Source organism: Novosphingobium sp. 18050 (assembly GCF_902706195.1).
GTDB lineage: Bacteria > Pseudomonadota > Alphaproteobacteria > Sphingomonadales > Sphingomonadaceae > Novosphingobium.
In genome coordinates this window covers 87,504-100,090 of sequence record NZ_CACSJO010000011.1, presented here as the reverse complement: position 1 = coordinate 100,090, position 12,587 = coordinate 87,504, and the positions used below count along the sequence as shown (strand labels likewise).

Here is a 12,587-nt window from a genome sequence, read left to right as displayed (position 1 = left end):
CCATGACAGCCAACGAAACCACTTCAAGCCGCTTCGTCACAGTTCGCGAAGGCGATACCGACCTCAATATCCATTATCACGATTTGGGCGAAAGCCAGGACGTCGTGGTGATGCTGCACGGTTCCGGCCCCGGCGCCAGTGGCTGGGCCAATTTCAACCGCAATATCGATCCGCTGGTCGAAGCGGGCTATCGCGTGCTGCTGATCGATTGCCCCGGGTGGGGCAAGAGCGACAGCGTCGTCAATGCCGGTTCGCGCTCCGACCTCAACGCCAGGGTCGTAAAGGGTGTGATCGACGCACTGGGTATCGGCAAAATCAATATCCTGGGCAATTCGATGGGCGGCCACAGCGCGACTGCCTTTGCGCTCACCTATCCCGATCAGATCGGTAAGCTCGTCCTAATGGGCGGCGGCACCGGCGGTGCCAGCCTGTTTACGCCGATGCCCTCGGAAGGCCTCAAGCTGCTGAATGCGCTGTACCGCGCACCTTCGGTTGAGAGCCTGAAGAAGTTCAACGACGTGTTCGTCTTCGACGCGAGCGTACTGACCGACGACCTGTTGCAGGCCCGTCTGGCCAATATGCTGGGGCGCCGCGATCACCTGGAAAACTTCATCAAGTCGCAGGAACTCAACCCGCGCCAGTTCCCTGATTTCGGACCGCGCCTGCCCTCTATCAGCGCTCAGACGCTGATCATCTGGGGGCGTCAGGACCGGGTCGTTCCCATGGATACCGGGCTGCGCCTGGTCGCCGGGATTCCGAATTCGCGCCTGCATATCTTCAACCAGTGCGGCCATTGGGCGCAGTGGGAACATGCCGGTGAATTCAACCGTCTGGTGCTCGATTTCCTGAGTCATTGATCCGTACACCTCGCCTTTCCAGGCATTTTTGCCCGCTTCGCAAAATGATCGGATGACAGCCAATGTCGAAAATTGACACCGCCGCCCAACGGCTTCGCAATGCCTATACGCAGGGCGCCATCGCGCCGCTTCGCGATACGCTTGATCCCACCGACGCCGATGGCGCCTATGCCATTCAGGCCGTCAACACACGCTTCTGGGAAGCCATGGGGCGGCGTATTGTCGGTCGCAAGGTTGGCCTGACGGCGAAGGCCGTGCAGACGCAGCTCGGCGTCGACCAGCCTGATTTCGGGGTGCTTTTCGCCGACATGGATGTCCCCAATGGCGGCAACGTGTCGCCGAGCACGCTGCTCCAGCCCAAGGCGGAGGCAGAAATTGCGGTCATCATCGGTGCGGACCTGCCAGCCCGCGAGATCAGCGAAGCGGAAATGGTTGCGGCCATCTCTGAGGCTGCCGCAGCCATCGAGATTGTCGATAGCCGCATCGCCGACTGGAATATCACTTTCGCCGATACTGTCGCCGACAATGGTTCGTCGGCACTGTTCGTTCTGGGCGAGGAGCGCCGCTCGCTGGAGGGTCTCGATCTGTGGTCCTGCGGTATGGTGCTGGAACGCAACGGTGAAGTAGCATCTCTGGGTGCCGGGGCCGCCTGCCTCGGCCACCCAATCAAGGCGGCAACCTGGCTTGCCAACACGCTGGCAGCGCGCGGCGAGCCACTGCGCAAAGGCGACATTATTCTGACCGGCGCGCTGGGACCCATGGTCCCCCTGTTTTCCGGCGACGAGATCAAGGTCACTATTGGCGGCCTTGGCACCGTCTCCTTCAGCTACAAGGATTGAACGGACATGAGCGGTAAGATTCCCGTCGCGATCATTGGATCGGGCAATATTGGCACTGATCTGATGATCAAGATCATGCGGCTGTCGGAAACGCTGGAAATGGGTGCCTTCGTCGGCATCGATCCGGAATCCGATGGCCTCAAGCGCGCCGCACGGATGGGCGTTCCCATCACGGCGGAGGGCATTGACGGCCTCGTCAAAATGCCCAATTTCGACAAGATCGCCATCGTCTTCGATGCGACCTCGGCCGGCGCCCATAAGCGCAACAACGAAATCCTGCAGCAGCACGGCAAATATGTCGTCGACCTGACGCCAGCGGCTATCGGTCCCTACGTCGTGCCTGCAGTAAATGGTGACAGCGCGCTCGATGCCCGCAACGTCAACATGGTGACGTGCGGCGGTCAGGCGACAATTCCGATCGTGGCGGCCATCAATCGCGTGGCGAAGGTCCATTACGGCGAAATCATCGCCTCGATCGCTTCGAAGAGCGCAGGTCCGGGCACCCGCGCCAACATTGACGAGTTTACCGAAACCACCAGCCAGGCGATCATGGCTGTCGGCGGTGCGACACGCGGCAAGGCGATCATCGTGCTGAATCCGGCCGAACCGCCGCTGATCATGCGCGATACCGTCTACTGCCTGTGCGAAGAGGCGGATACTGATGCCATCGCCAAGTCGGTGGAAGCCATGGTCGCGGACGTGCAGAGTTATGTGCCGGGCTACCGCATGAAGCAGGCCGTGCAGTTCGAACATATCGGTTCCAACCAGCCGCTGCACATTCCCGAGATGGGCGGCTACTTCACGGGCATCAAGGTTAGCGTCTTCCTTGAAGTAGAGGGCGCTGCCCACTACCTGCCGGCCTATGCAGGCAACCTCGACATCATGACTTCGGCCGCGCTCAAAACTGCTGAAAAGATCGCACTGAATATTCGTGAAGGAGCTGCAGCATGACCTTCAATCCCATCGCCGACAAGATTTACATCCAGGACGTCACGCTGCGTGACGGCATGCATGCCGTGCGCCACAAATACACGCTTGATCAGGTGCAGGCGATCGCCAAGGCGCTCGACCGCGCCAAGGTCGATGCCATCGAAGTGGCCCACGGCGACGGTCTGTCCGGCAGTTCGTTCAACTATGGCTTTGGCGCGCATACTGATTGGGACTGGATCGGCGCGGTTGCGGAAGTCCTGGAGCATAGCGTTCTCACCACGCTGCTGCTCCCGGGTATCGGCACGATCCACGACCTGAAGCATGCGTATGACCTGGGTGTACGCTCGGTTCGCGTGGCGACGCATTGCACCGAGGCAGACGTTTCCAGGCAGCATATCGATTATGCCCGCTCGCTCGGCATGGATGTTTCTGGCTTCCTGATGATGGGTCACATGACTGATCCGGAATCGCTCGCGCAGCAGGCCAAGCTGATGGAAAGCTACGGTGCGCATTGTGTCTACGTGACCGACAGCGGCGGCGCGATGAACATGGATGAATATGCTGCCCGCCTTCAGGCCTACGACCGGGTCTTGAAGCCGGAGACGCAGCGCGGTGTCCACGCTCACCACAACCTCAGCCTTGGCGTCGCCAATTCGATTGTCGCCGTGCAGAATGGCGCGGTCCGGGTTGATGCCAGCCTGGCCGGCATGGGTGCCGGTGCGGGCAACGCTCCGCTCGAAGTCTTCATCGCCGCCGCCGACCGTTATGGCTGGAACCACGGCGCCGATCTCTATGCCCTGATGGATGCAGCCGAAGAACTCGTCCGCCCGCTTCAGGATCGGCCGGTTCGCGTCGATCGCGAAACGCTTACGCTCGGTTATGCCGGGGTCTACTCCTCGTTCCTGCGCCATGCCGAAAAAGCGTCGGCGGAATATGGGATCGATACGCGTGCGATCCTCGTCGAACTGGGGCGCCGCAAGATGGTGGGCGGACAGGAGGACATGATCGTGGACGTAGCCCTCGACATGCTGAAGGAAAAGTCAGCCTGAGCATATAGGGCCGGCGATTATTCTACATCGCCGGCCTTCAAGGCATTCGCGGATTTGAGCCCAAATCCGCCAGGCGCCACCTCACAAACAGAACCCGGCGGATATGAGCCATATCCGCCGGGTTCTGTTTGTGAGGTGGCGCCCGGGCTTGCGAGTATCCAGTGCTGAAAACTTGCTGCTGGATGAACGTTTTACCCGATTACTGTAATCAGCCTATGCTGCTGGAGCGCAGGGCGTCCAGGGTGCAAAGCTGCCCGGCATTAGGAGAGTTACCATGAAGCGTTCCAATACCATTTTGCTTGCTACTGCCATTTCGATTACCCCGTTCACGCCGGTAATTGGCCAGACGGCTACTCAGGTCGAAGATCGCATGACCACCGTTGCTGCGCCGATGGCCGCACCCAAGCCGGCGCCGACGCAGGCCAGCGCTCCCAGCGGACCCGTTCCGCAGATGACCCGCGATAATGGCGCCCCGATCGGCTCCAATCGTAATTCGCTCACCGCCGGGGATACCGGACCGGTTCTCCTTGAAGACACCACGCTGATCGAAAAGCTGGCCCGGTTCGACCGTGAGCGTATGCCGGAACGCGTCGTTCACGCCCGCGGTACGGGCGCGCAGGGCGTCTTCCGGGCGACGGCGGACCTTTCGGACATAACCAAGGCTTCGCTCTTCGGCCAGCCCGGCAAGGAAACGCCGGTGTTCGTTCGTTTCTCGACGGTGATCCACCCTTCGGGCTCGCCTGAAGGCATGCGCGACCCGCACGGCTTCGCGGTCAAGTTCTACACGGACCAGGGCAACTGGGACCTCGTCGGTAACAACCTGCCGATCTTCTTCATCCGCGATGCGATCCAGTTCCCCGACATGATCCACTCGCTCAAGCCTTCGCCGGTGACCAACAAGCAGGATCCCAACCGCTCGTTCGAATTCTTTTCCGGCACGCCTGAGGCGACCAACATGCTGGTCCATGTCTATTCGAACCTGGGCACGCCCGCTTCGTACCGCACGATGGATGGCAACGGCGTCCACGCGTTCAAGCTCGTTGACAAGGACGGCAAGGTTACGTTCGCCAAGTTTCGCTGGATCAGCCGCCAGGGCGTCAAGAGCCTGAACGGCGACGCTGCCGCCAAGGCGCCGGCAAACTACCTGACCGATGATTTGTACGGCACCATCGCGGCTGGCGACTTCCCGGTATGGGATCTCATGGTTCAGACCATGACTGCGGAAGAACTCGGCAAGCTGACCTTCAATCCGTTCGACGACACCAAGGAATGGTTGGATGCACCCTTCCGCAAGGTCGGCGAGATGACGCTTAACCAGGTGCCCGAGAATTTCTTCCGCTGGACCGAGCAGTCGGCATTCGCACCGGCCAACATGGTGCCGGGGGTCGAGGCTTCGCCTGACCGCATGCTCCAGGGGCGGCTGTTCTCGTATTCCGATACCCAGCGCTACCGCATCGGTGCGAACGTAATGGACCTGCCGGTCAATCGCCCGCGCGTTCCGGTGGTCAACAACTACCAGGACGGCCAGCTCGACGCAGCGACCGGTAAGGTCGAGGTGAACTATTTCCCCTCCGTGGCGCAGGGCAAGTCGGTGGACCCGGCGTTTGCACCCACGCCTTACAAGATCGATGCGATCGTCCAGACCGCGCCTATCTCGAAGACCGAACCCTTCGATCAGGCCGGCATGTTCTATCGCTCGCTCAAGCCGGCGGACAAGGCTGACCTCGTCAAGAACCTTGCCGGTGACCTTGGTGCGGTGACTTCGGTTCGCACCCGGGTGATCATGGTCAGCTACTTCACGCAGGCTGACAAGGATCTCGGCGCCCGCTTGGCCAAGGCCGTCAATGTGCAGATGAGCGAAGTCGACCGCGCGGTTGCCGAGTATCAGACCGCAGTGGAAGCCCGTTACGCAGGCAAGCAGTGATGCTTGCCCTGTATGTAGCATCCCTTCTGGCTTCCGCGCCTGCGCAAGCCACGACCCTGCCGCCGCAAGAGCGGCGGCAGGAGTTGCTCTTCGAAGCGGCAAAACTGGGACGGACAGAGCTGATCCCGCTCCTGGTTGAGAATGGCGCCGACGTGAACGGCTACCAGGAGCGAGGGTTCACGCCGTTGATCCTGGCGGCCTATAACGGCCAGGCCGATGCGGTGGAGGCTCTGATCAAAGCCGGAGCGGATGCATGCAAGCCTGATCTCGGGCAGGGCAATACCGCACAGATGGGCGTTGCCTTCAAGGGCGACGACCGGATCGCCGCGCGCTTGTTGAAAGAGAAATGCGACGTCAACGCCCGTAACAAGGCGGGTCAGACAGCGTTGATGATGGCGTCGCTGTTCGATCGCACGGCGCAAATCGAAATGCTGCTTAAAAGTGGTGCAGACCCGGACATTCTAGATGCGTCTGGCCGTTCCGCAGCTTCAGTCGCCGAGGCCCAAGGTAACGGTGGGTTGGCGAGCATGATTGCGAAGTATAAACGCACTAATTGATAGTCTGCCTTTAATGGGGTGGCGCGGCGACGGTGGTTGGTCTCAATAGAAATTGAACTGGCCCCGTCGTCGTCGCCCGTTCTGAAAATCTGACAGGCGGCAGCATTCGCCCGATACCGGGCTCTCGGTTTCGGCACGCACCCCATCTTTAGCGGCAGCTACTGCCGAGAATGCGCCCCCGGGAGCGATGCAGAGCGTCTTGACGCCGATCTGTTGCAGCCATTTCAGGCCGGCAGTCGCGATAAATTCGCCGCCGTTATTCGGAACAGGTCGGCGAGCGCTGTCAGAACATCCTCATGCCTGAGCTGCCGCGCGGTACTTTGCGCCGTGTTCGATCAGGCTTCAGGCAAAAAGGAGGCGGGATGGGAAACTGGATACCTACTCCCGCCAGTAGGCCTGTCCGCCGGTGAGCTTCGCGGTGGGAGCAGAGAACCAATATTAAACTGTGACAACGAGGCTCTATCGCCCCGCACCGAGCCTTATGCGGCGATATCCGATGCCGGTATAATTTCGAGGCGTTCCGGCGCTTGCATAATGCGCAGGGCCGATTTCAGGTGGCGCCGGGCCAGCGTCTCATAACCGCCTTCGATCCACAGCAGGCTCAGCGGTGGGCCGTCGATGTTGCCTTGCGGTGCCGTCACGCAGTTCGGTGGCGAACTGGCTTTCCGGGATCATGCCGAGCAGGCCGCCGTCCAGCACCATGCGGCGGATGAGGTGCATTGAGGCTGAACGCACCGCCACCACGCTTTCGGTCATGCCGAAGCGGTTGAGGAGTTCCAGCACCATGTTGGCATTGTCGTGCTGTAGGGTGCTCGCTGGGCGCCCTGCGGCGATATTGGGGGTGTCCGCCGGGCCTCAGGCATGTTCGCCGATCGGGCCGCCGTCCGCGATCTCGCCGAAGATCTTGTGGTCCGCGCGCGCGAACACCGAGTAATACTGGCGAGGCAGCGGTTCGAAGGCGATCTCTTCATCGTCGCTGTCCGGTGTCGCAGAGAAGGCAATATCCAGCTCTCCGCGCCGCAGCAGGGCAATGAGGTCGGCGCTATAGGCCTCGACCACGCGTAGGGTGACAGTGGGTTCCTGCTTGCGGAAGGCGGCCACGGTATGGGCAAACTGGCTGTTCAGCAGCACCGGATGAACGCCTACGACGATCACCTGCGAGCGGTTGGTTCGCTCCACTTTTGCGAGAAGGCGGTTGTGTTCGTTGACGATGAGCCGGGCGCGAACGACCAGCGTTTCGCAGGCTTCGGTCGGGCGGATGCCGGACGGGCCACGGCCGAACAGCGAAAGGCCCAGACTTTCCTCCAGCTGGCGGATGCTCCAGGTGAGCGCGGCGGTACGGACCCTGATTGTCGCGATCGGCCCAAAGGTCCATGGTGCGAGTTCATGCCGGAACGTTTTTCCGGCAAGGCATGGATTTGCATGGGTGAAGTGCCTGTCACTCCGCGCCTTTTGAAGGCGGGCAGGCAGGTTCATGGGCGCCTGAGGGGCTGCCATACCTGCGCGATGATGGGCTACGCGATCTTCGCATGGCGCTTTTTGGGCACGGCATCGCAGGCCTACATCAGCGGGAATGGAAGGAGGCGCGGGGACGGCACTTTGCGGTCCGCCCCCCGCAGCCAGTCTTACAGGTCGAGAGCCGCCGTCAGATCGCCCGGGGCGACGCCGCCCGCCGCGATCATGGCCTTTTCGCGCATGAGGAGGCCAGGCAACTTCTCCAGCCCGAAGCGGCGGGTGAGGAAGCGTGCGATCGATCCGGTGTCGTAGATCGTGTGATCCACCGTTCCGCCGCGCGCGTGGGGCGAGACGACGACGGCGGGGATGCGCGTGCCGGGCCCCCAGCGGTCACCCTTTGGCGGCGCGACGTGATCCCACCATCCGCCGTTCTCGTCGAAGGTGATGACTATCATCATGCGCTCCCACTGCGGGCTGGCGCGCAGGGCATCGATCACGGCGGCAAGATGTCGGTCACCGGCGTCGATGTCCGAGTAGCCGGCGTGCATGTTGAGATTGCCCTGCGGCTTGTAAAAGCTGGCGGCCGGCAGGCGCCCAGCTTCGGCATCGGCAAGGAAGTGGTTGGTGCGTGCGGTGCTGCCTTCGCCGGCGTCTCGTAAGTGCTCCTCGCGGTCTTTCGTGCCCGGCGCGAAACGGCCGTAATAGTTGAACGGCTGGTGGTGAGGCTGGAAGTTCGGTCGCGACGGGAACTGCATGTTGTTGCCCTTGCCGCCCAGCGCCGCATTCCAGCCGCCAGCGTACCATGCCCAGCCGATCCCGCGCGCCGAAAGGACATCGCCGATCGTCTTGTGTTGCTGCGGCAGCAGCGTGTGTCCGCTGGACCAGTCGGCATAACCCGGCTTTGCGGGGTCGAGCTGGTAGGTTGGCGCGTAAGGCGGGAGCATGGTGTTGACCGCCCAGAAGTCGGGCGTCAGGGTGCTGCTCGCGAAGCTTGCAGGGCCGTCCATCGCGCTGGCGGGCGTCTTGGCTGCCAGCTTGAGCCGGATGCCGGCCGGGTCTTCGCCCTCGATCTGGGCGATGCTCTTGGCGGGCGGGCCCTTGTCGGCATCGGGATAGAAAGGCGGCTGCGCGGCGATCAGGTATTGGTGGTTGAGGAACGAACCGCCGAACGCGCCCATGAAGAAGTTGTCGCAGAGCGTGAATTCGCGTGCGGTCTGCCACAGGCGCAGCTGCGCCCGGCTATCGCCGTAATGCCCCATGACCAGCGCGCCGCTATCACCCCAGGCGACGAAACCGTCGTTGCGTCCGCCGTTGATCTGCCACTGGTTCTGGTAGAAGGCATGAACGAGATCGCGCGTCACCACGCCCTGAGGCAGTGGATCGCCATCGGGGGTCTTCAGCGCGAAGGGTGCGTTGGGCAGAAGCGGCAGGTCGTCCGGTCCGATGGCGTATTCGGTGTGTTCGACAACTTGCTTGTCCGGGACCAGACCTTCCCAGATCTTGGGCAGCTTGTCGAATGGTTTGCCGTCGCGGTCGCGCTGGATGGAGCGGTCTGCGGGAACGGAGGAAAGTGGCTGCTCAAGCCCCGGGAAATCGGCGAAGAGATTGTTGAAGCTGCGGTTCTCGGCATAAATTACCACCACCGTGTCAATCGCTTCGCGCAACCTTGCGTCGCTGACCGGGCGGGCGGGGGCCTTGCGGTTCCCGTGTGTTTCCCGCGCCTGAGCAGCAGCGGCCGGGCCGCCTGCAGCAGCGGCTGCGCCTAGTGCAGCCAGGCCCTCGAGGAACTGGCGCCGGTCAGCCTTCAGGGGGGCGGGATTGAAAGGCGTTGGGTGGTCGGAATCGTGCTTGGACATGGCGTTCCTCGGCAGTGCAGCCCTCTACAGGCAGTGCGAGCCGCTTGTGGCGAGGACACAGGCTACGTCAATTGCAAATGCCACAAGCGTTGTCATGGCCGGGTGAGGCGGCGCAGGGGCAGCTGAGCGACTGCTTTCGCCTACTGTCTACATCTACGCATCGACAAATTTATACGCGCTTCGCAATACATGCGAAGACTTGCCCCAACCTTGGGTAGGGCCCGAAAATGGGCCCTACCCTGGTACGTGTGGAGCGCTTGTCGCTCAGGCTTCAGGTGCGTTTTTTGGCCTCGCCATCCGGGCGCGCCGTGCGGCCGGCTTTGCCGCGGCATCGGCCGGGGCCTTCTTCGAGCGAGACTTGGGTGCATCGGCCGGGGGCGTAGGTTCGGGCGCGCTCGTAGATACGCTCTTGGCGGCGGTTTTTGCCTCGCCGCGCGGCGTCTTTGCGGGAGCGTCCGTCGATATAGGCGCTTCGGCCTTGGGGGGTGCGCTTGCCTCTGTTACCTTGACCTTCGCTGCGCGCGGCTTCTTCGGTGCGCTCGTTTTCGGAGCAGCCTTCGCCTTGGCTGCGGGCGCAGCTTCCTGCGTCGGTGCGGTCACCGGCGACGCGGAAGTGGGACGACGGCCCAAGCCCAGGCGCACGGAAACTTCCCGGCGCATTTCCGAATAGGCCGGGGCCACGATCGGATAGTCCTTGGGCAGGTTGTAGCGTTCCCGATATTCGGCGGGGGTCAGGCCATGGCTGGCAAGGTGGCGCTTGAGCGTTTTGTACGGCTTGCCGTCGATCAGGCTGAGCAGATGATCACGCGAAGCCAGGCTCTTGCGCACGGTCACGGCCGGGGCATATTCGGGCACCGGCGCGGGTTCGGGTTCCACCTGGCCGGCAAGCGCTGCCCTGGTCGTCTGGATCAGCCCTGCAAGGTCAGTACTCGCCACGCTGTTGTTGGCCACATAAGCACTCAGGAGCTGTACCGTCAGAGTGGTAAGATCGAGCTGTTCGGTTTCTGCCATGAGTTTCTCCCGGAATGTGCCGTATAGTCGCTGCTGCATTTCGATCAGCGAACCCGATTGGTCGGACGAGCATTAGTTACCAGCACATTATATGCCCGCTCGTCAACGCAAATGACCATTCGCGTCGGCTTACGGGCTCAAACGTGCAAAATCGCACGTAATGAGAGCCTTGGAGGGCGTTCCGGCCACGTCGGCGACAAGTCGAATATCGCCTGACGAAACTGCGGGGTTTACGTTATTCTAACCCTCTATACGTATCGATGGACGATGCCGCGTTTCGCCCTTCGACGATCTGCTCTTGCCTTGCGCGAAGCTGTCCTGATGGCGGCGGTCTATTTCGTAAGCGCATCGGCTGCGCTGCAATTGACGCGCTTCGACGGCGGTGTGGCAACAGTGTGGCTGGCCGGGGCGGTTCTGTTCGCGAAATTGAGCGCCACGCCGCGTCGACGCTGGACGGGGATTACGCTGGCATGCGTGCCGGCTGGCCTCCTGGCATCGTTTCTGTTCGGCCTGCAGGGCGTTGTCGCGGTTCCGCTGCCATTGGTATGCATCGCCGAGGGTTATGCGGCGGCATGGCTGATGAAGCGACTGTTCCCGCGTTTCGGGCGTTTCCAGTCGGTGCCCGAAGTGGCCTGTTTCCTTGCCGTGGCCGGCGTGCTGGTTCCCGCCTGCTCGGCCTTGATGGGAGCGCTTTGTGCGCTGGTGGCGCGGGGCATTCCCTATGGCGCGGCCTGGCGGGACTGGTATGCCGGCCACGCTTTGGGTCTCGTGGCGTTCGCGCCGCCCCTGCTGTTGACCTTACGCGGGCAGGCGCGCCAGTGGCTCGCATCTGCCGGACAATCGCGGCTGTGGGAAGCTTTCGGCCTGTTGGTGCTGGTCGCCGCCGCATCGTTGCTCACTTTCGGGCAGAACCGGATTCCGGTGGTGATGGTGCCGTTCCTGCCGATGATCGCGGCCACGGTCAGGCTCGGGCGGTTCGGCGCGGTCGCCTCAATTGTTATTCTGCTGACGATTGGGCTATCGTTCTCTCTCGCTGGTTATGGCCCGACGACGCTGCTGCATGTCAGCATGGCACTGAAGTTGCAGGTCCTGCAGATATACTTCGCCTCGATCGTGCTCATCCTGCTGCCGCTCGCGGCCGAATTGCGGACCCGGCGCCGGACGCTCGACAGGTTACACGCCGTCGACGCATTGCACCGCCTGGTCCTCGATCGCTCAAGCGACATCATTATTCGGCTGGGGCTGGATGGTACGCTGCGCTATGTTTCGCCCGCGACCGAGCGCGTCTGGGGTTATCGTCCCGAAGAACTGACCGATGGGGTAATGTTCCGCCTCCTTTCGCCCGAAGATCTGCCCGGTATCCTGGAGACGCGCCGCCGCGCGCTCGCCAATCCGGATGAGACCGCCATCGCCGAGTACCGGGTGATCCGGAAGGACGGCGCGATGGTCTGGGTCGAAAGCCACATGCGCGCGACGATAGACGACCACGGCCGGGTGATGGGCACAGTAAGCATCGTCCGCGAGGTGACCGGGCGGCGCAAACTCATGGAAGACCTCACCCGCAAGGCGATGACCGATCCGCTGACCGGTGCCCACAACAGGCGAGCCTTCGACGAAACGCTGTCGGCGCTGCTCGCCTCGGTCGCTTCCGCCGAAGTATTGGGTTGTCTGGCCGTGTTCGACCTCGACCACTTCAAGCAGATCAACGATCGTTACGGGCACATGGCGGGCGATCTCGTGCTCGCCCGCTTCGTCGCCATCCTGCGCTCCAGTATGCGCGAAGGCGATCTGATCGCCCGACTGGGAGGCGAGGAATTCGCCGTGATCCTTGGCGGAATGGCCAGCGATCAGGCGCACCTGGTGTGTGAGCGAGTGCGCAAGCGCTTTGAACAGACAGCCGTGCAGGACGCATCGGGCGCGGTTATTCGCACGACGGTGAGCGTGGGCATCGCGCGCCTCGTTCCCGGACAGAACGGCGACGACGCGATGAAGAAAGCGGATGAAGCCCTCTACCGCGCCAAGCAGTTGGGCAGGAACCAGTCCGCTGGCGCGGCGTAAGCAGGGCGACCCCGCGGGGTCGATTTCGCATGGCACCTCCCTCGCTCCTGC

11 protein-coding genes and 1 pseudogene are annotated in these 12,587 nt (G+C 62.4%); 7 read left to right on the top strand and 5 right to left on the bottom strand.

What is annotated here, in order from left to right; genetic code table 11:
- Positions 1-2: 2 nt before the first annotated feature.
- From GVL61_RS12700 to GVL61_RS12675, 6 genes are all read left to right on the top strand, one after another.
- Positions 3-857 carry an alpha/beta fold hydrolase gene (locus tag GVL61_RS12700; protein WP_159980568.1) on the top strand — a complete coding sequence of 285 codons (855 nt, stop codon included), beginning with the start codon at positions 3-5 and terminating at the stop codon, positions 855-857.
- Between the two features lie 62 nt (positions 858-919).
- A complete protein-coding gene (locus GVL61_RS12695; protein ID WP_159980566.1) occupies positions 920-1,696 on the top strand; it encodes a 2-keto-4-pentenoate hydratase in 777 nt (258 codons plus the stop codon).
- A 6-nt stretch (positions 1,697-1,702) separates the two neighbouring features.
- Entirely contained in the window at positions 1,703-2,647 is a 945-nt protein-coding gene (locus tag GVL61_RS12690) for an acetaldehyde dehydrogenase (acetylating) (protein WP_159980564.1), read from the top strand.
- The gene (dmpG, locus tag GVL61_RS12685; protein ID WP_159980562.1) at positions 2,644-3,675 is read left to right on the top strand and encodes a 4-hydroxy-2-oxovalerate aldolase; all 1,032 of its coding nucleotides are present in this window, start codon (positions 2,644-2,646) and stop codon (positions 3,673-3,675) included. Before GVL61_RS12690 ends, dmpG begins: the two co-directional genes overlap by 4 nt.
- A gap of 274 nt (positions 3,676-3,949) precedes the next feature.
- Positions 3,950-5,599 (top strand): catalase, encoded by a 1,650-nt coding sequence (locus GVL61_RS12680; protein ID WP_159980560.1) that lies wholly within the window; start codon positions 3,950-3,952, stop codon positions 5,597-5,599.
- Positions 5,599-6,156, top strand: a complete 558-nt coding sequence (locus GVL61_RS12675) for an ankyrin repeat domain-containing protein (protein ID WP_159980558.1) — start codon at positions 5,599-5,601, stop codon at positions 6,154-6,156. The genes GVL61_RS12680 and GVL61_RS12675 overlap by 1 nt, the downstream gene beginning before the upstream one ends.
- A gap of 177 nt (positions 6,157-6,333) precedes the next feature.
- Here the strand turns inward: GVL61_RS12675 and GVL61_RS12670 are convergent.
- The 5 genes and pseudogenes from GVL61_RS12670 to GVL61_RS12650 form a co-directional block, all read right to left on the bottom strand.
- Positions 6,334-6,470 (bottom strand): annotated as a pseudogene (locus tag GVL61_RS12670) (IS3 family transposase); the annotation flags it as partial.
- Between the two features lie 259 nt (positions 6,471-6,729).
- The gene (locus GVL61_RS12665; protein ID WP_159980556.1) at positions 6,730-6,942 is read right to left on the bottom strand and encodes a hypothetical protein; all 213 of its coding nucleotides are present in this window, start codon (positions 6,940-6,942) and stop codon (positions 6,730-6,732) included.
- 69 nt (positions 6,943-7,011) lie between these two features.
- Positions 7,012-7,632, bottom strand: coding sequence for a LysR family transcriptional regulator (locus GVL61_RS12660; RefSeq protein ID WP_159980554.1), 621 nt, complete (start codon positions 7,630-7,632; stop codon positions 7,012-7,014).
- Positions 7,633-7,781: 149 nt separating this feature from the next.
- Positions 7,782-9,467, bottom strand: a complete 1,686-nt coding sequence (gene acpA, locus GVL61_RS12655) for an acid phosphatase (RefSeq protein WP_159980552.1) — start codon at positions 9,465-9,467, stop codon at positions 7,782-7,784.
- 264 nt (positions 9,468-9,731) lie between these two features.
- Entirely contained in the window at positions 9,732-10,478 is a 747-nt protein-coding gene (locus GVL61_RS12650) for a MucR family transcriptional regulator (RefSeq protein WP_159980550.1), read from the bottom strand.
- 321 nt (positions 10,479-10,799) lie between these two features.
- Here GVL61_RS12650 and GVL61_RS12645 point away from each other — a divergent pair, with 321 nt between their 5' ends.
- Positions 10,800-12,536 (top strand): diguanylate cyclase, encoded by a 1,737-nt coding sequence (locus GVL61_RS12645; protein WP_235037667.1) that lies wholly within the window; start codon positions 10,800-10,802, stop codon positions 12,534-12,536.
- The last annotated feature ends 51 nt before the right edge of the window (positions 12,537-12,587 follow it).